Source organism: Brachybacterium ginsengisoli, from assembly GCF_002407065.1.
Lineage (GTDB): Bacteria > Actinomycetota > Actinomycetes > Actinomycetales > Dermabacteraceae > Brachybacterium > Brachybacterium ginsengisoli.
Genome location: NZ_CP023564.1, coordinates 1,536,619 through 1,557,351 on the forward strand (window position 1 = coordinate 1,536,619; position 20,733 = coordinate 1,557,351).

Consider the following 20,733-nt stretch of genomic DNA (forward strand, 5'->3'; position numbering starts at 1 on the left):
CCTCAGCGGCCGGACCAGCGACGCCGATCACTGCGGCGGTCCTGCCGCTGCTGCGGGGCCGGAGCACCCGGCCCCGCCTGGCACCGGGGGCAGAACCACAGCACCCGCGCCTCGGTCCCCTCGAGGCGGGGATCGGCGAGCTCGCCGCGCTCGATCCGGGTGCGGCAGCGTCGGCACTGCCGTCCGCCCCGCCCGTACACCCACAGGTCCCCGTCGCGGCCCAGCATCCCGCCGGTGGTGACCCGCACCGTGCGGTCCCGGTTCAGCACCAGCAGGCGGTGGGCGAGGTCGACCAGCTCCCCGAGATCTCCGGCCTCGCCCGTGGGCGCGGCCGGGTGGACGCGGCGCAGGAAGCACAGCTCGCTGCGGTAGATGTTGCCGACCCCGGCGAGGTTGCGCTGATCGAGCACGGCGAGGCCCACGGGCCGTTCCGGCTCCGCGGCGAGGTTCTCCACCGCTCGCGCGCGATGCTCCGCGCCCCAGGTGGGATCCAGCAGATCGGGGCCCAGGTGCCCCACCAGGGAGCCCTCGTCGGCCGTGCGGACCAGGCGCACCTGCTTGACGTCGTACGCGACCGCGCGCGACTGCTGACCGTCCTCGTGCCGGGCGGTCAGGACGATCCGGATGGTGTCCGCCGGGCGGGGTCCGGCGCTGGTGTCGCTCGAGCGCAGCGCCTTCCCGTCCACGTGCCATATCCCGTCCATCATCAGATGGCTGTGCAGGGTCATCGGCGGCGTGCCCGGGGAGGGCGAGAGCAGGCGGATCAGCAGATGCTTGCCGCGCGGCCGCACCTCCTGGACCCTCCACCCGGTGAGGTCCGCGGTCGCGGCCTGCGGGACGCGCAGGTCGCAGCTCGTGATCGTGCCGCCTGCGAGGGCCTCGTGCAGGATCCGGCACTGCCGCGCGACGGTGTCCCCCTCGGGCATCAGCGGTCTCCTGCGCGCAGGCGGATCGACTTCGGGGAGCGGTAGCAGCCGGCCTCCACCAGGGCGGCGCCGACCGACGCGACCGCCTCGGCGTCGATCGGATGGCCGTTGATCCGCTCGATCCGCAGCTGGGGGAGTCGGGAGTCCTCAGCGACCGCGCGCACCAGCTGCGCGGCGACCTCGGCGGTCAGCTCGTCCTCCGCCCACCACAGCAGGTGCTTCGCCCCCCGATCCACCACGGCCGCGACCGCGCCGTCGCGCAGCAGCACGAGGGCTCCGGCCCGGCGGGCGGGCCTCACTGTGGTGCCCTCGGGCGGCAGGATCGTCAGCGACGGCCAGGGCAGGGCGGCGCCGTAGGGGTTCGCCGGATCCGTCGCCGCGAGGGCGAGGGTGGTCCCGGCACCGGCGGACTCCTCGCTCACGGCCTCCCGCTCCCGGTCGCGGAGCCGGTCCACGGCCTCGACCGGGGCGAACTGCGAGGCCCCCAGCCCGTCCACGAAGTAGCCGCGGCGGCAGCTGCCGTTCTCCTCGAGCACCGCGAGCACCCGGTAGACGGCGGCGAAGCCCCCGGGGATGTCCTCCACGTCCATCGCGCCGCGGGTGACGACCCCGTGCCGGTCCAGGAGCAGGGTGGCGAGCGCCGCGGACCGCGCCGAGGGATCCACGGCCTCGACCCGCACCGCGGACCACCTGCCTGCCCCGGCCGCGCCGGTCGCGAGCTCGGAGACGGAGGAGACCCCCTGTCGCATCATCGCCGCGGACAGTCGTGCGGCACCGCGACGGGACAGCGATCGCGAGCGCGCCGGGGCCCGCGCGGTGCGGGAGGCTCCAGAGCCCCGGTTGTAGGACCGCAGCACCTCGAAGGAGTCGTTGGTCAGCAGCCCGGAGAAGGCGAGGTCCCACAGTGCCTCGTGCAGCTCCGGCGGGGCGACCGCCGCGCCGTCGTCCGCCAGGGCGGTGAGGATCTCGCCGTGACGCAGCGCCCCGGGCGTCCCGCGCAGCAGGGCCAGCACGCGCGCGGCGACCGACCCCGCGGCCAGTGCGTCAGCGGAGTCCTCGAGCGCGGCGGCGTCGAGCCCGAGCGGCAGCGCGTCGGCGAGATGGAGCCGGACCCAGCCGTCGTCCCCGCCCAGCCGTCCGTGCCCGGTCCACACCAGCTCGCCGGAGGCGAAGGCGGCATCGAGCATCGCGGGGGTCAGGTCCGGCAGCCGGGCCGGCAGCACCTGCGACTCCCAGGCGGACAGCGGCAGCGAGACCCCGGCGAGCTGGTCGATCACCGAGAGCAGGCCGTCCTGGCCGTGCCAGGTCGCGCGGCCCCGTCGGCCGTCCTCGCGCCGGCCCGCCACATGCTGCCACTGGCCGAGGAACCGTGCGTACACAGGACCCTCGACGGGGGCGATCTCCTTGCGGGAGGCGGCGAGGCTCGCCCGACGGATGCGGCGCAGCACCTCGGCATCCACCCACTCCTCGCCCTCGCGGCCGGGAGTGAACTCGCCCTGCTGCAGCACCCGCTCGGCGGTGAGCTGCTCGAGCGCGCCCCGTGCCACGCCCGGGGCGAGGCCGAAGGCCTCCACCGGGGCATGCGCCGGGAAGGGGCCGCGGCCCCTCGCCCAGCGGGAGAGGAGCTGGGCGACGGCGCGGTCGACGGGGGCCAGGTGCGCCTCGGGGATCCCGGGCGGCAGCGCGGTGCCCAGGGCGTCGCGCAGCAGGCCGGCGTCCTCGATCGCGACGAGGTGCTCCACCCCGGACAGGCGCACCGTGAGGATCCGACGGGAGCGCTGGAGCTCCTCGAGCGCCGCGTCGAGGTCGAGCTCCTCGGCCCCGCGCCGCGCGAGCTCGGCGCGGGGGAGCGGGCCGAGCCGGCGCAGCGTGTCCGCGATCTGCTCGGGGCCGCGCAGGGCACGCTCCGCGGTGAGGCCCTGGAGACGCTGCTCCACCTCGGCGATGACCTCGGCATCCAGCAGCTCGCGCAGGCTCACCGAGCCCAGCAGCTCGGCCAGCAGCGACTGGTCCAGCGCCAGTGCGGCGGTGCGGCGCTCGGCGAGCGGCGCGTCGGCGTCGTAGATGAACTGGGCGAGGTAGCCGAACAGCAGCGAGCGCGCGAAGGGGGAGGGCGCCGGGGTCTCCACCTCCCGCACTTCGATGCGGCGCCGCCCCACCTGCGTCATGAGCTCGACGAGGGCAGGAAGGTCGTAGACGTCCTGGAGGCATTCGCGCGCCGCCTCGAGCATGATCGGGAAGTCGGGATGGGGTCGTGCCACCTCGAGCAGATGCGAGGAGCGCTGGCGCTGCTGCCACAGCGGGGAGCGCTGGTTCGGGTCCCGCCTCGGCAGCAGCAGGGCGCGGGCGGCGCACTCCCGGAACCGGGCGGCGAACAGGGCGGAGGAGCCGACGAGACGGCGCACCTCCTCCTCGATCTCCTCCGGCGTGAACACGAACAGGTCCGCGCCGGGCGGCTGCTCGCCGTGGGGGATGCGCAGCACGATCCCGTCGTCGGCCGCCATCACCTGGCCGTCCAGGCCGTAGCGCTCCTCCACGCGCGCTCCGACGGCGAGTGCCCACGGCCCGGTGATCCGCTGCCCGTAGGCGCAGTGCAGCACCACCCTCCAGTCGCCGAGCTCGTCGAGGAACCGTTCCACCACGAGCTGCTGCGGGCCCGGCACCGTGCCCGTGGCCCGGCGCTGCTCGGCGAGATGATCGAGCAGGACGGTGCGGGCGTTCGTCTCCAGGCCCAGGGCGCCGAGCTGCTCCTCCGCCTCGGCGCGGTCCAGGGAGGAGAGCTCGGACTGCGCGGCGGCGATCGCCCGGCCGAGGCTCGCGGGGCGGCCGTCGCCATCTCCGTGCCAGAACGGGATCCGGCCCGAGAGGCCGAAGGCCGGGGAGACGGTCACCCGTGACGCGGTGATCTCCTCGATCCGCCAGCTCGTGGTGCCCAGCGTGATCACGTCGCCGCGGCGGGACTCGTAGACCATCTCCTCGTCGAGCTCGCCCACCCGTCGGGGCTGGGAGTCGTCGTCCCCGGCGACCAGGTGCACGGGGTACAGCCCACGATCCGGGATCGTGCCGCCGCTGGTGACGGCGAGGCGCTGGGCGCCGGGGCGGCCAGAGAGGACCCCGGTCTCGTGATCATGCACCAGGCGCGGCCGCAGCTCGGAGAAGTCGGTGGAGGGGTAGCGCCCGGCGAGCAGGTCGATGGTCTGGTCGAAGGCCGAGCGCGGCAGCGCCCGGTAGGGATGGGCGGTGCGGACCAGGTCGAACCAGTCGTCGATCTGCAGATCGTCCATCGCCGCGGCGGAGACGGTGTGCTGGGCGAGGACGTCCAGGGCGTTGCGCGGCACCGTCAGCGGCTCGATGCGCCCGGAGACGGCCTCCTGCACCGCCACCGCGGAGCGCAGCACGTCCGCGGCATGCAGCGGGTGCAGCGACCCGGTGGAGACGGCGCCGACGTCGTGCCCGGCCCGACCGACCCGCTGCAGCAGGCTCGAGACGGACATCGGGGCGGCGACCTGCAGCACCAGATCCACGGCGCCCATGTCGATGCCCAGCTCGAGGGAGGAGGTCGCCACCACGCAGCGCAGCGTCCCGCCCTTCAGCTGCTCCTCGATCCCTGCCCGCACCTCCTTGGACATCGAGCCGTGGTGGGCGCGGGCGATGTCCTCGACCCCCTCAGGCTGCTCTGCCTCCTCGTGCCCCGGTTCCCCGTCGCCCGAAGCGGCGGCGACCCGACGCGCGTGGAGCCGGTTCAGCTTCCCTGTGAGCCGCTCGGCCTGGCTGCGGGAGTTGGTGAAGACGATCGTCGAACGGTGCGCGAGGATGCGCTCGAGCACAGCCCGCTCGACATGCGGCCAGATCGTGCCGGAGACGTCCTCGTCGTCGACCGCGTCCGCGGGCGGCTCGATGGCCTGCAGGTCCGCCACCGGCAGCGAGACCGTGAGATCCCAGCGCTTGGTGGACTCCGGTCGCACCACGGTGACCTCCCGGGCGCGCCCGGTGCCGGTGAGGAAGGAGGCGACCTCGTCCACCGGCTCCACGGTCGCCGAGAGTCCGATCCGCTGCGCGGGCGCGGCGAGCAGGGCATCGAGGCGGGCCAGCGAGAGCGCCAGATGCACGCCGCGCTTCGAGCCCGCGACCGCATGCACCTCGTCGAGGATCACCGTGTCCACGCCGCGCAGGGTCTCCCGCGCCTGCGAGGTGAGCATGAGGAACAGCGACTCGGGAGTGGTGATGAGGATGTCCGGCGGATGCGCGATCAGGCGCCGGCGCTCCGCGGCCGGGGTGTCGCCCGTGCGCACGCCCACGCTGATCGGCGCGTGCGGGATGCCGAGGCGTTCCGCGGTGCGTGCCGTGCCCACCAGGGGCGAGGTGAGGTTGCGTTCCACGTCGACGCCGAGCGCCTTGAGCGGGGAGAGGTACAGGACCTTCGTGCTCCCGACCGGTCGCTTCCGGCGGGAGGTGGGGCCGACCACCCGGGAGGCCGGTGCGGCCGGGCGCCCGGCGAGGGAGTCGATCGCGGTGAGGAACGCGGCGAGCGTCTTGCCCGACCCGGTCGGGGCGACCACGAGCGTGTCATCGCCCCGCTCGATCGCCTCCCATGCCGCGGACTGCGCCGGTGTGGGCGCGTCGAAGGACTCCTCGAACCACGTCGCCGTGGCAGGGGAGAAGGACGACGGGAGTGCCCGAGCGGTCGTGGCCATCCCCCCATTGTGGACCGCGCCGCCGACATCCGGCGGGAAAGGCATGTGCACTGCCCGCCGCGGGTGCCCGCCCTGCCAACTCACCGGCCATCGTGGCAGGATGGAGGGCACGGCGGCTCCCGCATCGACCGGGCCCGCGCACACCACGACGAAGGGATGATCCACATGGCGGAGTACACGCTTCCTGATCTCGATTACGACTACGGCGCGCTGGATCCCTCGATCTCGGGGAAGATCATGGAGCTGCACCACTCCAAGCACCACGCGACGTATGTGAAGGGTGCGAACACGGCGCTGGAGAAGCTGGCCGCGGCGCGCGAGAACAATGATTTCGCGACGGTGAACCAGTTCTCGAAGGATCTGGCGTTCAACCTCGGGGGTCACACGAACCACTCGATCTTCTGGAAGAACCTCTCGCCCGAGGGCGGCGACAAGCCGACCGGCGAGCTGGCGGCGGCGATCGATGAGTTCTTCGGGTCCTTCGATGGTTTCCGTGCGCACTTCACGGCGGCGGCTCTGGGGATCCAGGGTTCGGGCTGGGCTGTTCTGGCGTACGAGCCGATCGGTGGGAACCTGGTGATCGAGCAGTTCTACGATCAGCAGAACGGTGTGCCGGTGGCGACGATCCCGCTGTTCCAGCTGGACATGTGGGAGCACGCGTTCTACCTGGATTACCAGAACGTGAAGGCGGATTACGTGAAGGCGATCTGGGACATCGTGAACTGGGCGGATGTCCAGGCGCGGTTCGAGGCCGCGCGGTCCACCGGGTCGGGCCTCGTGATCCCGTCGGTCTGATCTTGATGGTCTGATCTTCGCGGTCTGATCCTGGCGGGCTGCGTCCCGCCCCCTCCGGCCCGTGCCCCCTGATGCAGGGGGTGCGGGCCGGAGGTCTGTCCGGGTGGATGCCGTCTCCGGGGTGGTGCCTGCGCAGAGGTGGTGTGGTCACCAGAGCCATCCGCGTCTCGAGTGGTGTCGCCGGAGGGCGTGTAGCAACGCGAGGTGGCTATATCGCCAGCTCGCGTCGCTATAGGCCATTACGCGACATGGGCGAGCTGCGGGCGGCACCGCGGTGCGAGATGGCCGGTCTGAGGGTGCGCTGGTGTACGGGGCAGCGGATCTGCGGCGCGGCGGTGCGGGGCTACGGGTCGGCGGCGGCGCCGAAGCTGTTCCGCACGGGCGCATAGCGACGCGAGGTGGCGATATCGCCACCTCGCGTCGCTATAGGCCGGTCCGTGACACGGGAGCGACGCTCGACCTCTCCAGGAGCGGGGCGGCCGGACCGATCAGCCGACGCTTCGCCTCCGGCCCCCGCGCCCTAGCCGCCCACCCGGGCCGGCATGCGTGCAACGGATCCTCCCCAGGACAGGGTCGTCCACAGGAACCGACAGGGGATGGAACGCAGGGGAGCGGGCCGCGACGCTGAGGGGCATCGGCACGGTGCCGACGCCGGGCAGGCCCGGCCCTTCAGGAAGGACACCGCCATGCGGGACATCCAGACGATCATCATGGGCAACGCGACCGCGGACCCCACCGCCCACACGCAGGAGGACGGCTCCATCACCGCCAAGCTGCGGGTCGCCGTCACCGGGCGCTACTACAACGCCTCCCAGCAGGACTACTCCGATCGGAAGACCGAGTTCCTGACGGTGTTCGTGCGGCGCCAGGTCGCACGCAACGTGCTGCTGTCGGTGCGCAAGGGCCAGCCGCTGATCATCAGCGGCCGGCTCCACACCTCGGAGTGGACGGGGGAGGACGGTGCGCCGCGCTTCACGCTGAACCTCCAGGCCGAGTCCGTCGGCCACGATCTCACCTACGGCACGGCGGCCTTCCGTCGACCGCTGCGCGGTGGTGACACCCCGGACATCGATCCGTACACCGGCGCCATGGTCGATCTGGGAGCAGGTCCGGCGAAGGACACGGAGGAGGACGGCGACCGCCCGGATGGCGATCCGCTCACAGAGGAGGAGAGCTCGGCGGAGGAGCTCGCCACGGCGCCCTTCTGACCCGCCACGGCACCCGTCAGAACGGCGCCCGTCAGAACGGCGCCCTTCTCGATGGTGCCGTCCCGGCACCCGGTCGCCGGATGGCGGCCGACGTGATCAGGCCGTCGGGCGGAAGGTCTGGACCAGGGCCTGCGCGATCTCCGGGAGCAGCGCGGTGCCGAGGACGTAGCCGTCCTCGCCGCCGTGGTGCACCGCCGACCAGGTGGTGCCGTCCTCCAGCGCGCCGACCACGACGCGCAGCGGGCGATCGGCCGGGAGCTTGCCCTCGGCACCGTCCTCGCGGGCGGTCCAGGCGGTGGGTGCGAGATCGCAGGCGATCGCACCACCGGCCGCCAGGTCCGGCCACTGCGCCCTCTCGAGCGCGGCCAGCGGATCCTTCGCCGTCGCGGTGCCGTCGTCCAGATCGATCGGGGTCAGGTGCAGCTCGTCGCGGGAGGTCTCGCCGTCCGCACCGAGAAGCGCGGCGAGCGAGGGGGAGGCGGTCATCAGCTCGGCGCTGCGTGCCAGGGCGAACAGTCGGGGAGCGGGAAGCGGGCCGTCCTCCACGTGGCGGGCGATCTCGAGGACGGCGGCCGCCAGCGCGGCGGTCGGGGCGTCGAGGGGGTCCTGGGCCGGAGTCGTCATCGGATCGAGAGGTCCCTTACAGGTTCGGCCTGACAGAATGGGGGCGACCGTCGCTGTGATGCGGCGGCACCACACTGTACCCGGAGCCTGCAGCCGCCCGTCTGCGCAGCAGCCGACAGGATCGACGGCTCCGATACCGACGCCCGAGGATATCTGTGAGTTTCTCCGCCCCGTTCGGCGACATGCCCCGGCCGCGCCCCCGGCCGGCCCCTGATTCGAGTTCGAGCGGTCCCCGGAGGGTCTCGCCGCTGGCCATCACGGTGGGGGTCCTCGTCATCCTCGTGGTGGCGCTGGTGATCGCCTCCGAGGTGTGGACCAAGTATCTGTGGACCTCTCAGCTGGGCTTCACCGATGTGCTGCTCACGCGCTGGGGCACCCAGGCGGTGCTGTTCCTCGGAGGGGCCGTGCTGTTCGCGGTCCCGCTGTTCCTCAGCCTGCGGATGGCCTACTCGCGTCGTCCGGTGTATCCGCCGGTCACGCGGGAGCAGGAGGCGCTGGAGCAGTTCCGCGCCGCCGTGGACCCGCTGCGACGCGGTCTCACCTATGGCGCCCCGGTGGTCATCGGTGCCTTCGGCGGTCTCGCGCTCTCGCGCCGCTGGCAGGACGTCCAGCTGTTCCTGCACCCGCAGGACTTCGGCGAGGCCGACCCGATCTTCAACAATGACATCGGCTTCTACGTCTTCACGCTGCCGCTGATCGACATGATCATCTCCTTCGGGCAGTTCGTGCTGCTGGTCTCGATCGTCGGTGCCCTGGTGGGTCACTTCATCTACGGGGGAGTCAGCTGGGGGCAGGAGAACGGGCTCGAGGTCACCCGCTCGGCCCGTCGCCATCTCGGGATCCTCGCTACCATCTACGTGCTGCTCCTCGGCGCCGGCCACTGGTTCCAGCGCTACGACCTCCTCACCGCGGTCCACTCGCGGTTCGAGGGCGCCTCGTACGCCGACGTCAAGGCGATCCTCCCCGCCCAGACCATCCTCGCGATCGCCTCGATAGTGGTGGCCGCGCTGTTCGTGGTGTGGATCTTCCGCTCCGACTGGCGCATCCCCGCGATCGGCGCCGGCCTGATGATCCTGTCGACCCTGGTGGTCGGCAACCTCTACCCCTGGGCGATCCAGCAGTTCCAGGTCCAGCCCAACGAGCGTGCGCTCGAGCAGCCGTACATCCAGCACAACATCGATGCGACCCGCTCCGCGTTCAACCTCGAGGACGTCAACGAGGTCCCGTACACGGCGAGCACCGACGCGGAGTCGGGGGCGCTGCGCGAGGATGCCTCGACCACGGCGCAGATCCGGCTCATGGACCCCAACATCATCTCGCCGACCTTCGGCCAGCGTGAGGCGAACCGTCGGTACTGGGGCTTCGACGACGTGCTCAGCGTCGACCGCTACGAGATCGATGGCGAGCTGCAGGACACCGTGGTGGGCGTGCGTGAGCTGCGCCCGGACAAGTTCGGCCTGTCCGACCGCTCCTGGGTCGATCAGCACATCATCTACACCCACGGCTACGGCACTGCGGCCGCGCACGGCAACCGTCGCAACGCCGACGGCGAGCCCAGCTTCCTGCAGTCCGGCGTGCCGGGCGACGGGGCGTTCGGCACGTACGAGGAGCGCGTCTACTTCGGTCGCCACTCCCCGGACTATTCGATCGTGGGCGCCGCTGAGGGGGCCACCCCGGAGGAGTTCGACTACCAGCGCGGCGGCACCGATGACGAGGAGGGCGGCGACCAGGTCTACAACACCTTCCAGGGCGACGGCGGCCCCTCCGTCGGCGGCTTCATGAACCAGCTGCTCTACGCGATCAAGTTCCGCGATCCGAACATCGTCATCTCGAACTACCTCAACGACGAGTCGCAGATCCTCTACGACCGCGACCCGCAGCAGCGGGTACGCGAGGTGGCGCCGTTCCTGTCGCTCGACTCCCAGATGTACCCGGCCGTCGTGGACGACCAGCTGGTGTGGGTGGTCGACGGCTACACCTCGACCACCGAGTACCCGTACGCCCAGTCGGTGAATCTCGACCAGACCGTCGACGACTCGCAGACCGATCCCAACGCCACCGCGGCCAACCGTGACCGCTCGGCGAACTACATGCGCAACTCCGTCAAGGCGACGGTCAACGCCTTCGACGGTTCCGTGACCCTGTACACCTGGGACACGGAGGACCCGATCCTGAAGTCCTGGTCGGAGGTGTTCCCCGAGGCGCTGAAGCCGGCGTCCGAGATCAGCGGCGAGCTCATGTCGCATCTGCGCTATCCCGCGGACTACTTCAAGGCGCAGCGTCAGATCCTGTCGACCTACCACGTCACCGATGCGGATGACTTCTTCACCCAGCAGGATTTCTGGCAGGTCTCGCCCGACCCCACCGTCGCCGCGCCGACCAACCCGGACGGCTCGGCGGGGGAGCAGGCTCCTCAGCCTCCGATGTATCTGACCATGCAGATGCCGGATGCCGACTCCCCGAGATTCATGCTCTCCTCGAGCTTCATCCCCTCCGAGGGGCAGAGCGTCCTGACCGGCTATCTGGCCGTGGACTCCGAGACCGGAGACACGCAGGGCAACCCGGCAGAGAGCTTCGGGGACATGACCCTGCTGGTCCTGCCCACCTCGAACCCGGTCAACGGGCCGGGCCAGGTGCAGGCGACCTTCAACGCGGAGCCGAACGTCTCACAGGCGCTGAACCTGCTGAAGTCCGGCAACTCCGAGGTCATCAACGGCAACCTCCTCACGCTGCCGGTCGGCGGCGGCCTGCTGTACGTGCAGCCGGTCTACCTGCAGTCCTCGCAGACGGGTGGCGGCACGCAGTATCCGCTGCTGCAGATGGTGCTGGTCTCCTTCGGCGAGAAGATCGGCTTCGCGCCGACCCTCGACGAGGCCCTGGACCTCGTCTTCGGCGGTGACTCGGGAGCGACCGCCGGCGATGCCGAGGTCTCCGACACCGACGCGCCCTCCGGCACGGCGGACACACAGACGGGAGAGGGCACCGTCGACGAGGGGGAGGACGCCCCGGCCGACGGCGGGGAGGAGTCCCCGGCCCCGGCGGCCGACGGCACCGCCCAGGAGCGGCTCGACTCCGCGCTGAAGGACATGGACACGGCCGTGACCAAGTCCGAGACGGCGATGGCCGAGGGTGACTGGACCGCCTACGGCGAGGCCCAGAAGGAGCTCTCGGACGCCCTGAACCGGGCGATCGCGGCGAACGAGGAGCTCGGCGGGAGCGGAGTCCCGGCCCAGCCCTCCGACGGCGGAGGCGGCTGACCTCTCGTAGAGCACCCGCTCTGGGACGCCCGACCGGCACCGGCTCACAGCTGGTCCCGGCCGGGCGTTCCGGCGTTCAGGCAGGTGAACGGCCTATGAACGTGTCATGGCACACGTTGAACCCCATCTGGTTGGACGAGGGGGTCGGGTCGACGTAGAGTTATCCATGTCGCCGCGGGGTGGAGCAGTTCGGTAGCTCGCCGGGCTCATAACCCGGAGGTCGTAGGTTCAAATCCTGCCCCCGCTACGAGATAGGGTCCCTGACCAGCAGAAATGCTGATCAGGGGCCCTAGTTTTTTGTGCCTGCGAGGCGTCGCCGCCTGGGAAGAGGGTAGAGCGAAGCCCGCGAGAGACGTGTACTGACCGATCGGCCGATGCCACGCTGGAGTGGCCATCGTCGTGGTCGACGGCCGTATCGGCCGTCGTGCCCGACGCACCAGGCAGACCCGACGCGAGCAGGAGAAGCTCAAGGCAGCACAGACTATTCCGGAACCGCCGGCGTCCTTCCGCGACGCCGGGAACCGTCACGACCAGGAGGCATGCCTCGGAGCTTCACCTCTGACGCAATCGTGGATGACCGGGGTCGGCTCTTCGAAGGGCATGACCAGATCAAGGCATGCAGCGACGAGGAGTTCATCGGCGTCCCGCCGCCTCGCCGAACGGCGGCACTCGGAAGACGTTGCGCAATTCGGGGAAGCCGCGCGGGTTCGCCACCCTCGGGGCGGGAGCGATGTCCCGGGCGATGCGTTCCGCGACCACCTGGGACCTCTCCCGCCTCTGCGGCCTTCTTGAGACGAGCTGACCCAGGGGAGCGGCGGCTCTGACAGGATTGCCGCATGACGACCCCCGCCGCCCCCGCGCCGCGAACACTCCTGTTCATCGGCGATTCCATCACCGACGCCGGCCGCCGCGAGGATCCGGAGGAGCTCGGGCACGGCTACGTGCGTCTGCTCGCCGAGCACTTCGCCGCGCACGAGCCCACCGCCACCGTGATCAACCGGGGCATTGGCGGGAACAAGGCCTCCCATCTGGTGGAGCGCTTCGACGCGGACTGCCTCGAGCATCGCCCCGATCTGGTGACCCTCTACGTCGGCGTGAACGACTCCTGGCACCGCTTCACCCGCGGCGAGCACGTCCTCGACGAGGACTTCGAGCGGGACTACCGCCACCTGCTCGACCAGCTCGCCGCCACCGTGCCGGAGGCACCCGTGGTGGTGATCGTCCCCTTCGTCGCGGACATCGACGAGCTGACCACCACGATCCACAGCGATCTGGACGGCAAGGTCGCGATCATCCGCGCCCTGGCCGAGGAGCGCGGGCTCGCCCTCGTGGATCTCGAGGAGGTGCTGGCGACCGCCCTGGCAGCGGGGCACACCACCGCGAGCATCGCGGCCGACGGCGTGCATCCCACCCCTCCCGGGCACCGCCTCATCGCCGACGCCTGGCTCGACGCCGTCGGGCGCTGACGCCGGCGGCGGCGCGCCCGCCTCAGCGCAGCGGACCGGTGACGTCCACCGAGAGGAAGCCGCGGCGGAATCTCCGGGCGTCGAGCACCAGGAGGTCGGCCGGGCGCACCGGGTTCCGCAGGTGGATGTGCCCGGTGCGCTCGTCGGCGCCGACGACCGCGAACACATGGCTCGGCGGCAGCGGCCCGGCGGAGGTCGGCACGAGCGGGCTCAGCGGATGCGTCGAGGCGGCGATCGCCCGTCCCTCGGCGCGCCAGGCCGCGATCTGTGCGGCGCTCGGCATCTTCAGCAGGGTGCGCACCCGCTCACCCAGCAGCAGCTCGAGACCGAAGCGGGCGAAGCCGCGCTGCAGAGAGGCGTAGTCCCCGGCGACATGGAGGGCGATCGCCTTCTCCAGCACGCCCACCCAGCCAGGGTTCCCGCCGTCGCGCCGCCCGTACTGGAAAACGCCCCGGTCATCGACGGGTAGCCGGCGGTCCACCCGGATCGGTGCCGAGACCCCCGGCAGGTGCACGGCGACGATCCCGTCGGCCTCCTCGACGAGCAGCCGGCGCAGACGCTCCGGCGCGGTCTCGTGGATCGCGAGCATCGAGGCCATCACCCAGCAGTCCCCGAGCCGTCCCTGCCGCGGCCTCAGCAGGCGCTCCGGAGCCAGGGGCCCACGATCCTCGCGCAGCGCGGTGGCGTGCGTCCCGGGGGCCGGCGGGGGAGCGCCGCCGTCGCCGGTGCCGTCCTCCGACGTCGGCACCCCGAGATGCGCAGCGCGCGCCCGCCACATCAGGGCGAGCGCGCGCAGGATGCGGCGCCAGGTGCGCACGCGGGGGCGGTGCTCAGTCATCTGCAGCCCGCCCCCGCCTGTCGCACCGGAGCTCAGTGGGCCTCGGCCGCGACGACCGGCTGGCCGATGCGGTCCATGACCTCGTGGAACCAGGGCTGCGAGATGTCGAAGGCCTTGTGGCCGGCGACGCGCTCGAACTCGACGGCGCGCAGCACGTCGCCCTGCTCCTCGTCGTGCCCGACGAGGCCGGAGCCGCCCTCGAGCGCGACCTGCACCGCGTAGTCGGTCATCGACTTGATCAGGCGCAGATCCTCGGGGTTGGCCTTCGCGGAGCGGGAGAAGTAGCCCGACTTCTGGACCATGACCTTCTCCGCGCCGAGCTTCTCCGCGAACTGCTTCGCGAACCACTGGCCGGGGTTGATCGTGTCGATCTTGACGTGGCCGAAGGGATCCTTCTCCGGCTCCTCGCCTCGGGCCTGCATCTCGGCGATGATCTCCGGGATGCCGGCGCCCTCGGACAGGAAGATGTTCACGCAGCCGGCGTCGTCCATGACGGCCTTCAGACGCTCGGCCTCGGCGTCGATGTCGAGCTTCAGCTCGGGCAGGTACACGGCGTGGACGTCCCAGCGCTCGGCGCGGTGGCCGATCCCGGGCAGCCACTCCTGCTTCGAGTGCCAGTCCTGGTAGTACTCCGCGGCCTGGGCGGTGAGGTACCCGCAGGCACGACCCATGATCTCGTGGATGATCAGCATCTTCGGGTTCGAGCCGTGCTCGGCGACGATGTTCTGCGCGTAGATGCTGGACTGCTCGGCGGCGGACTTCGCGCCCAGGGACTGACGGATCGGCACGATGTCGTTGTCGATCGTCTTGGGCAGGCCCACGACCTGCAGCTCGTGGCCGTTGTCGTGGAGGTACTTCGCCAGGTCCGCGGCGGTGGTGTTGGTGTCGTCGCCGCCGATGGTGTGGAGCACGTCCACGCCGTCGTCCTTGAGCTTGTTCGCGGCGACCTCGAGGGCGTTCTCGCCCTCCTGGATCAGGCCGCGCTTGACGAGGTCCGCGGTGTTGGTGAGCTTCACGCGGGAGTTGCCGATGGGGGAGCCGCCGTAGTTGTGCAGCAGGCCGGCCTTCGCGCGCACCTCGTCGTCCACCACGAGCTTCTCGCCGGAGAGCAGTCCCCAGTAGCCGTGCTTGTAGGCGATGATCTCGACGTCGGGCACCAGCTCGGTGTACCGCTCGATGAGGCCGCCGACGGCGGAGGACAGGCAGGGGGCATAGCCACCGGCGGTCAGGAGGGCGACGCGCTTGACGGTCATGGAGAGGGAGTCCCTTCACGGGTCGGGGTCAGATGCCCCGGAGTCTACCGAGAGGAGCTGGGCGCGCCGTGCGGTGGCTCCTCCCGTGGACGCCCCGCCGGGAGGAGCCGCGAGCAGAGCTCAGGACTCGCGGGCGGCGAGCGCCTCGAGGATCTCCTCGTGCAGGTGCCCGTTGGTGGCCACGGCGTCCCCGCCGAAGGGGCCGTCCTCCCCGGCGAGGGAGGTGAAGCGGCCGCCGGCCTCGGTGACGATCGGTGCCAGCGCCACCATGTCGTGCAGGGCGAGGGCCGGTTCGCAGGCGGCATCGACCGCGCCCTCGGCCACGAGCATGTAGGACCAGAAGTCGCCGTAGGCGCGGGTGCGCCAGAACCGCTGCATGAGGTTGAGCATCTGGGGCAGGCGGTCGCGCTCGGCCCAGCCGTGCAGCGAGGAGTACGAGAGGGAGGCCTCCTCGATCGAGTCCACCGAGGAGACCTGGAGGCGGCTGGCGCTGTTGATCCGCGAGCCGGTCCAGGCACCTGCGCCCTCGCCGCCCCACCAGCGGCGGTTCAGCGAAGGGGCGGAGACCAGGCCCACCACGGGACGGCCGTCCTCGATAAGGCCGATGAGCGTGCCCCACACGGGCACGCCGCGCACGAAGTTGCTGGTGCCGTCGATCGGGTCGATCACCCACTGCCGCGGGGAGGCGCCGGTGCTGCCGAACTCCTCTCCGATCACCTGGTCGCGGGACCGGGACCGGGCGAGCTGGGAGCGCACCAGCTGCTCCGCGGCGCGGTCGGCATCGGTGACCTCGGTGAGGTCGGGCTTGGTGGTGACCTCGAGGTCCTGCGCCTTGAAGCGGGACATCGTGAGCTGGTCCACGGCATCGGCCAGCACGTGGGCGAGGCGCAGGTCATCGGCGAATCGACTGGACATGGGCCCACAGTACGGGCCGTGGGCGCCCGGCCCGCGCAGCGACGCGGGAGCGTGCCGCGCCGAGACCCTCGCAGGTGCCTCGGCGGGCGGTCCTCACCGGCGTCTCACATCTCCCAGGGGTCGTTCCGGCGCAGCGCCGTGGCGAGCCGGCGGTAGGAGATCAGCCGGGCGGGACCGGCGCTGCCCGCGCCGCCGGCCGCGACCTGGTCGTCCAGGGAGCAGTCCGGGGCGTCCTCGAGGTGGGTGCATCCGCGCGGGCACTGCTCGGCCAGCTCGTCGAGATCCGCGAAGGCCTCCAGCAGCTCTTCGGGGTCCACGTGCCCGAGGCCGAAGGAGCGCACGCCGGGCGTGTCGATCACCCAGCCGTCATCCTCCGGCAGCGGCATCGCGAGCGCCGACGAGGAGGTGTGGCGGCCGCGCCCGGTGACGTCGTTGACCACGCCGATCGCGCGATCGGTGCCGGGCACGAGCGCGTTCAGCAAGGTCGACTTGCCCACGCCCGAGTGGCCGATGAGCACGCTGACACGACCGGAGAGCCGCTCGCGCAGCTCCTCGAGCCCCACGATCCCCGGCGCCTCCGCGCGTCCCTCCTCGGCCGCCTGCTCCGGCGTCTCGCGACGCGTCACCACGTGCTCGAGACCCAGCGGGGCGTACGTGGTGAGGAACTGCTCGGGGGAGCGCAGATCGGACTTCGTGAGCACGAGCAGGGTGTCGATCCCGGCCACATAGGCGGCGACCAGGCAGCGATCGATCATCCCGCCGCGCGGCTCCGGCTCGGCGACCGCGGTGACCATGACCATCAGGTCCACGTTCGCCACCAGCGGCCGCTCCGTCGAGTCGTCGTCGTCCGCGCTGCGCCGCAGGAAGGAGCTGCGCTCCTGGATGCGCACGATGCGGGCGAGGGTGCCGTCGCGCCCGGAGGTGTCGCCGACGAGCCCCACCAGGTCACCGGGGACGATGGGGGAGCGGCCCAGCTCGCGGGCGCGCATGGCGGTGACCGCACGCTCCTCGGGGGTGCCCTCGGCGAGGATCGTCCGCCAGCGCCCGCGATCCACGGAGACCACGCGGGCGATGACGGCGTCCTCATGCTTGGGACGGTCCTTGGTGCGTGGACGGGAGCCGCGCCGCTGCGGGCGGACCCGGACGTCGCTCTCGTCGTACTCCCTCGCGGAGCGCCTCACGCGTCGTCCGTCGCCGGCTCCGGATGCAGCATCGACAGCCACATCCCCACGAAATCGGGCAGGGTCTTCTGGGTGGTGCCGATGTCGACCACCCGCAGATCCGGGACCCGCAGGCCGATGACCGCTCCCGCGGTGGCCATGCGGTGGTCCTCGTAGCTCTCGAAGACGGTGCCGCTGAGCTCGCCGGGGTGGATCTCCACCCCGTCCTCGAGCTCCTCGGTGCGGGCGCCGACCTTGGTCAGCTCCGTCGCCAGCGCCTTCAGCCGGTCCGTCTCGTGACCGCGCAGGTGTGCGATCCCGGTGAGCCGGGAGGGGGAGTCCGCCAGGGCGCACAGGGCCGCCACGGTGGGGGCCAGCTCGCCGACGGCGGACATGTCGGCGTCGATGCCGTGGAGGGTCCCGGTGCCGCGCACGCACACCGCGCCGTCCTCGCGCCACACCTCGCCGCCCATCCGGGCGAGCAGATCACGGTAGGCGTCGCCGGGCTGGGTGGTGGTCTCGGGCCAGTCGTCCACGGCGATGGTGCCGCCCGTGACCATCGCGGCCGCGAGGAAGGGGCCGGCGTTGGAGAGGTCGGGCTCGACGGCGACCTCACCGAGCCGGATCTCGCCGCGCCGCACCCGCCAGGTGTGCCGGCCCTCCGCATCCAGCTGGTGCGAGGCGTCGACGCCGGCCTGGCGCAGGGTCTCCACGGTCATCTCGATGTGGGGGAGGGACGGCAGCACCGCGCCAACATGCACCAGCTCGACGTCCTCCTCGGCGCGCGCGGCGACCAGCAGGAGGTTGGAGATGAACTGGCTGGAGGCGCTGGCGTCGACCTGCAGACGGCCGCCGCCGAGGCGGCCGGTGCCGTGAACGGTCAGCGGCAGCCGGCCGGGCTCGCCGTGCTCGGTGACCTCGACGCCCTGCTGGCGCAGGAGGTCGATCACCGGATCCATCGGCCGCGCCAGCGCGGCGTCGTCCCCCGTGAAGCGGACGTCGCCGTGGTGCAGCGCCGCGAGCATCGGCACGAAGCGCATGACCGTGCCGGCCAGACCGGTGTGGATCTCGACCGGCTCTGCCGGCTCCTCGGTGGGAGCGGGAATCGGCGTGATGTGCAGCGCCCCGTCCTCGACGGCGAGCACGGCGCCCAGACGCTCGAGCGCATCGCGCATCAGGCGCGTGTCCCGGGAGACCAGCGCGCCGCGGAGCACCGCCGGCTCCGCCGCGGCGGCCGCCAGCAGCATCCACCGGGCCGTCAGGGACTTGGATCCCGGGACCCGCACCAGGGCGTCGACCGGCCGATCGGCGACCGGTGCGGTCCACAGCACCTCCGAGGCCACGGCGTCAGCCCCGCTGGTCGGCGAGCTGCTTCTGCGCGGTCGCGACCGCGCCCTTCGCCTTCTTCTCCAGGCTCCCGGCCTTCTTCTCGAGCTCGCGCTGCTTCGCGGCGGCCTGCTTCTGGCTGCGCTCGATGAACTTGTTCGCGCGGTATCCGAGCGAGGGGCGGCCCGCGTGGTCCACGGCGGCCAGCAGCACGCCGCCGAGCAGACCGGCATCGGTGAGGATGGACTGGACCTCCTGGGTCAGCTCCTCGCCGCGCAGCTCCCAGACCTTCTTGCGACCGGCCCAGCCGATCGAGGTGGTGGCCAGCAGGGTCACGGCCGCGGCGCGCGGGTAGCGGTTGGTGGCGTACAGGACGCCCGCACCGGCGGCGACGGCGCCGGCGACCCGGACCACGGTGCGTGCATCGACGACGTCGGGCACGGAGCTCTTGGCGATCGCCGAGTCGACGGCGTCGAAGGCCTGCGGGTAGACATCGATCTCGCGCTCGGGGTGCAGGGCGGTGCGCACACCCTCGAAGACGAAGGGGGCGGCGAGCAGCGGCCGGGCGATGCGACGGACCAGAGACATGGTGTCCTCACGTTCTCGACGGGGTCAGGAGGTCGGGCGGCCCGGCCATGTCGGCCAGGTCACCGGCGCCCAGACTACCGTCCGGGGAACATCCGGCGTGCCCGACGCGTTGCACCGGACGGTGCGACCATCCGGTCGCCGCCTCATGACGGCCCGGCGACGGGTGCATGACCACAGCACGAGACGACGCCGATCGGCGCCGTGAGGACGGAGGACGAATGCCCACCTCGGTGCTCGAGCAGGCCCCGCCCCGGCGCGGTGGCGTAGGTTTGAGGGTGATGACCCGTACAGATCCCGCCCCGAGCCCCGCCGCGGGCGCGCCGGACCCCGCCGTCGAGCCGGAGGAGCCGGGGACGGTCGACGCCCCGGACTTCGACTTCGAGGCCGAGGCGCTCTCCCACCTGGACTCCCTCTACGGCGGTGCGCTGCGGATGACCCGCAACCCGCATGACGCCGAGGACCTGGTCCAGGACACCTTCGTCAAGGCGTTCCGCGCCCGTGAGCGGTTCACCCCGGGCACGAACATGCGTGCCTGGCTGTACCGCATCATGACCAACAGCTACATCTCGATCTACCGCACCAAGCAGCGTCGGCCCAAGGAGGCGTGGTCCGACACCGTCGAGGACTGGCAGCTGGCCGAGGTCGCGGGGCACACCAGCGGCGGCCTGCGCTCCGCGGAGACCGAGGTGCTCGACCACCTGCCGGACTCCGCCGTCAAGGACGCGCTCGGCGAGCTGCGCGAGGACTACCGCATGGCGGTCTACCTCGCCGATGTCGAGGGCTTCGCCTACAAGGAGATCGCCGAGATCATGGACACCCCGATCGGGACCGTCATGTCCCGCCTGCACCGGGGACGGCGCCAGCTGCGCGAGCGGCTCTCGGACTACGCCTACCGCAGCGGCTTCCTGCGCGAGGATCCGTCGGCCGACGGATCGGCCTCGGGCACCGCGCAGGGAACCCCGGACAGGGAGGACGCACGATGAACCAGGATCGACCCGTCGGTCGCGACGACTCCGCGGATCGCGACCTGCGCTACGGGCTCCAGGGCGCTCTGGACGGCGAGCTGCCGGCCGAGCTGGTCCAGCGCATGCAGAACCACACCGAGGGCTGCCCGGAGTGCGCCGAGGAGTGGGAGCAGGTGCGCCTGATCAAGGAGCTGGTGCGCCGCAGCTGCGCCGATCGTGCCCCGTCCGAGCTCAAGGAGCGCATCGCCGTCCAGTGCCGCACCGTCTCGGTGACCCGCACGGAGGTCGACGGCAGCACGGTGCGCGTCACCCGCACCTCGACCGTGCGGCGCGAGTATCCCGGCACCTGAGCCGCACGGCCGCACGGCCGCACGGCGACCTGTGCGCCGGCGGCCGGGCAGCCAAGTGCCCCGGCAGACATGACGACGGGCCGCACCCGAGAGGGGAGCGGCCCGTCGTCATGTCGCACTCGGCGACGTCACGGTCAGCTGTTGGGGCGCTTGCCGTGATTCGCGCCGTTCTTACGGCGAGACTTGCGCTTGCGTCCTCGCTTGCTCATCACGATCTCCTTCCTTCGCCCGGATGACCAGACGATTGTGCCACATGGGGTCCTGTACGGCGCCGCGCGGAGGGAGGTCCGCACGGGGCTGAGTCCGAGGTCACTCGCCGTCGTGCCCTGTCGGTGCACGACGGGGCTCTTCGGACGGAGCGGGGGTGG

The 20,733-nt window shown here is 71.8% G+C and carries 16 protein-coding genes and 1 tRNA gene; 7 read left to right on the forward strand and 10 right to left on the reverse strand.

What is annotated here, in order from left to right:
* Positions 1-2: 2 nt before the first annotated feature.
* Both CFK41_RS06825 and CFK41_RS06830 read right to left on the reverse strand, forming a co-directional pair.
* On the reverse strand, positions 3-926 hold the full coding sequence (locus CFK41_RS06825; RefSeq protein ID WP_096798975.1) for a DNA-formamidopyrimidine glycosylase family protein: 924 nt from the start codon (positions 924-926) through the stop codon (positions 3-5).
* On the reverse strand, positions 926-5,620 hold the full coding sequence (locus CFK41_RS06830) for an ATP-dependent helicase (RefSeq protein WP_096798976.1): 4,695 nt from the start codon (positions 5,618-5,620) through the stop codon (positions 926-928). The genes CFK41_RS06825 and CFK41_RS06830 overlap by 1 nt, the downstream gene beginning before the upstream one ends.
* A 165-nt stretch (positions 5,621-5,785) precedes the next feature.
* Here CFK41_RS06830 and CFK41_RS06835 point away from each other — a divergent pair, with 165 nt between their 5' ends.
* Entirely contained in the window at positions 5,786-6,415 is a 630-nt protein-coding gene (locus tag CFK41_RS06835; RefSeq protein ID WP_096800980.1) for a superoxide dismutase, read from the forward strand.
* Between the two features lie 686 nt (positions 6,416-7,101).
* On the forward strand, positions 7,102-7,623 hold the full coding sequence (locus CFK41_RS06840; protein ID WP_096798977.1) for a single-stranded DNA-binding protein: 522 nt from the start codon (positions 7,102-7,104) through the stop codon (positions 7,621-7,623).
* Positions 7,624-7,719: 96 nt separating this feature from the next.
* On the opposite strand, the gene CFK41_RS06845 is transcribed toward CFK41_RS06840, so the two are convergent.
* A complete protein-coding gene (locus tag CFK41_RS06845; protein WP_096798978.1) occupies positions 7,720-8,247 on the reverse strand; it encodes a PPA1309 family protein in 528 nt (175 codons plus the stop codon).
* A 182-nt stretch (positions 8,248-8,429) separates the two neighbouring features.
* On the opposite strand from CFK41_RS06845, the gene CFK41_RS06850 reads away from it, so the two are divergent.
* The 3 genes from CFK41_RS06850 to CFK41_RS06860 all read left to right on the forward strand — a co-directional run bounded on the left by CFK41_RS06850 (position 8,430) and on the right by CFK41_RS06860 (position 12,970).
* Positions 8,430-11,504 carry a UPF0182 family membrane protein gene (locus CFK41_RS06850; RefSeq protein ID WP_096798979.1) on the forward strand — a complete coding sequence of 1,025 codons (3,075 nt, stop codon included), beginning with the start codon at positions 8,430-8,432 and terminating at the stop codon, positions 11,502-11,504.
* A 173-nt stretch (positions 11,505-11,677) separates the two neighbouring features.
* A tRNA-Met gene (locus CFK41_RS06855) sits at positions 11,678-11,751 on the forward strand.
* A 589-nt stretch (positions 11,752-12,340) separates the two neighbouring features.
* The gene (locus tag CFK41_RS06860) at positions 12,341-12,970 is read left to right on the forward strand and encodes an SGNH/GDSL hydrolase family protein (protein ID WP_096798980.1); all 630 of its coding nucleotides are present in this window, start codon (positions 12,341-12,343) and stop codon (positions 12,968-12,970) included.
* A gap of 22 nt (positions 12,971-12,992) precedes the next feature.
* Here the strand turns inward: CFK41_RS06860 and CFK41_RS06865 are convergent, their stop codons facing one another.
* The 6 genes from CFK41_RS06865 to CFK41_RS06890 form a co-directional block, all read right to left on the reverse strand.
* Positions 12,993-13,808 carry a C2 family cysteine protease gene (locus tag CFK41_RS06865; RefSeq protein WP_169928797.1) on the reverse strand — a complete coding sequence of 272 codons (816 nt, stop codon included), beginning with the start codon at positions 13,806-13,808 and terminating at the stop codon, positions 12,993-12,995.
* Positions 13,809-13,840: 32 nt separating this feature from the next.
* Positions 13,841-15,061: a pyrophosphate--fructose-6-phosphate 1-phosphotransferase gene (locus CFK41_RS06870; RefSeq protein ID WP_096798981.1), complete on the reverse strand. Its 1,221-nt coding sequence runs from the start codon at positions 15,059-15,061 to the stop codon at positions 13,841-13,843.
* A gap of 120 nt (positions 15,062-15,181) precedes the next feature.
* Positions 15,182-15,976 (reverse strand): inositol monophosphatase family protein, encoded by a 795-nt coding sequence (locus CFK41_RS06875; RefSeq protein ID WP_096798982.1) that lies wholly within the window; start codon positions 15,974-15,976, stop codon positions 15,182-15,184.
* 104 nt (positions 15,977-16,080) lie between these two features.
* Positions 16,081-17,157 carry a ribosome small subunit-dependent GTPase A gene (rsgA, locus tag CFK41_RS06880; RefSeq protein WP_096798983.1) on the reverse strand — a complete coding sequence of 359 codons (1,077 nt, stop codon included), beginning with the start codon at positions 17,155-17,157 and terminating at the stop codon, positions 16,081-16,083.
* Positions 17,154-18,479: a 3-phosphoshikimate 1-carboxyvinyltransferase gene (gene aroA, locus CFK41_RS06885; protein WP_096798984.1), complete on the reverse strand. Its 1,326-nt coding sequence runs from the start codon at positions 18,477-18,479 to the stop codon at positions 17,154-17,156. The genes rsgA and aroA overlap by 4 nt, the downstream gene beginning before the upstream one ends.
* Before the next feature lie 4 nt (positions 18,480-18,483).
* Positions 18,484-19,050: a hypothetical protein gene (locus CFK41_RS06890; RefSeq protein WP_096798985.1), complete on the reverse strand. Its 567-nt coding sequence runs from the start codon at positions 19,048-19,050 to the stop codon at positions 18,484-18,486.
* 278 nt (positions 19,051-19,328) lie between these two features.
* Here CFK41_RS06890 and CFK41_RS06895 point away from each other — a divergent pair, with 278 nt between their 5' ends.
* Both CFK41_RS06895 and CFK41_RS06900 read left to right on the forward strand, forming a co-directional pair.
* Positions 19,329-20,033, forward strand: a complete 705-nt coding sequence (locus CFK41_RS06895) for a sigma-70 family RNA polymerase sigma factor (protein ID WP_096798986.1) — start codon at positions 19,329-19,331, stop codon at positions 20,031-20,033.
* Positions 20,030-20,365, forward strand: coding sequence for a zf-HC2 domain-containing protein (locus CFK41_RS06900; protein WP_096798987.1), 336 nt, complete (start codon positions 20,030-20,032; stop codon positions 20,363-20,365). The genes CFK41_RS06895 and CFK41_RS06900 overlap by 4 nt, the downstream gene beginning before the upstream one ends.
* Before the next feature lie 134 nt (positions 20,366-20,499).
* Here CFK41_RS06900 and CFK41_RS18285 read toward each other — a convergent pair whose 3' ends face one another.
* Positions 20,500-20,574 (reverse strand): 50S ribosomal protein bL37, encoded by a 75-nt coding sequence (locus tag CFK41_RS18285; RefSeq protein ID WP_376768834.1) that lies wholly within the window; start codon positions 20,572-20,574, stop codon positions 20,500-20,502.
* Between the last annotated feature and the right edge of the window lie 159 nt (positions 20,575-20,733).

Bases quoted from the DNA above. Each gene is read 5' to 3' on its own strand.
- CFK41_RS06900 (WP_096798987.1), top strand. From the start codon at position 20,030: ATGAACCAGGATCGACCCGTCGGTCGCGACGACTCCGCGGATCGCGAC.
- CFK41_RS06850 (WP_096798979.1), top strand. From the start codon at position 8,430: ATGCCCCGGCCGCGCCCCCGGCCGGCCCCTGATTCGAGTTCGAGCGGT.
- CFK41_RS06860 (WP_096798980.1), top strand. From the start codon at position 12,341: ATGACGACCCCCGCCGCCCCCGCGCCGCGAACACTCCTGTTCATCGGC.
- CFK41_RS06840 (WP_096798977.1), top strand. From the start codon at position 7,102: ATGCGGGACATCCAGACGATCATCATGGGCAACGCGACCGCGGACCCC.
- CFK41_RS06845 (WP_096798978.1), bottom strand. From the start codon at position 8,247: ATGACGACTCCGGCCCAGGACCCCCTCGACGCCCCGACCGCCGCGCTG.
- CFK41_RS06830 (WP_096798976.1), bottom strand. From the start codon at position 5,620: ATGGCCACGACCGCTCGGGCACTCCCGTCGTCCTTCTCCCCTGCCACG.
- CFK41_RS06895 (WP_096798986.1), top strand. From the start codon at position 19,329: ATGACCCGTACAGATCCCGCCCCGAGCCCCGCCGCGGGCGCGCCGGAC.
- CFK41_RS06825 (WP_096798975.1), bottom strand. From the start codon at position 926: ATGCCCGAGGGGGACACCGTCGCGCGGCAGTGCCGGATCCTGCACGAG.
- CFK41_RS06870 (WP_096798981.1), bottom strand. From the start codon at position 15,061: ATGACCGTCAAGCGCGTCGCCCTCCTGACCGCCGGTGGCTATGCCCCC.
- CFK41_RS06865 (WP_169928797.1), bottom strand. From the start codon at position 13,808: ATGACTGAGCACCGCCCCCGCGTGCGCACCTGGCGCCGCATCCTGCGC.
- CFK41_RS06835 (WP_096800980.1), top strand. From the start codon at position 5,786: ATGGCGGAGTACACGCTTCCTGATCTCGATTACGACTACGGCGCGCTG.
- CFK41_RS06890 (WP_096798985.1), bottom strand. From the start codon at position 19,050: ATGTCTCTGGTCCGTCGCATCGCCCGGCCGCTGCTCGCCGCCCCCTTC.
- CFK41_RS06875 (WP_096798982.1), bottom strand. From the start codon at position 15,976: ATGTCCAGTCGATTCGCCGATGACCTGCGCCTCGCCCACGTGCTGGCC.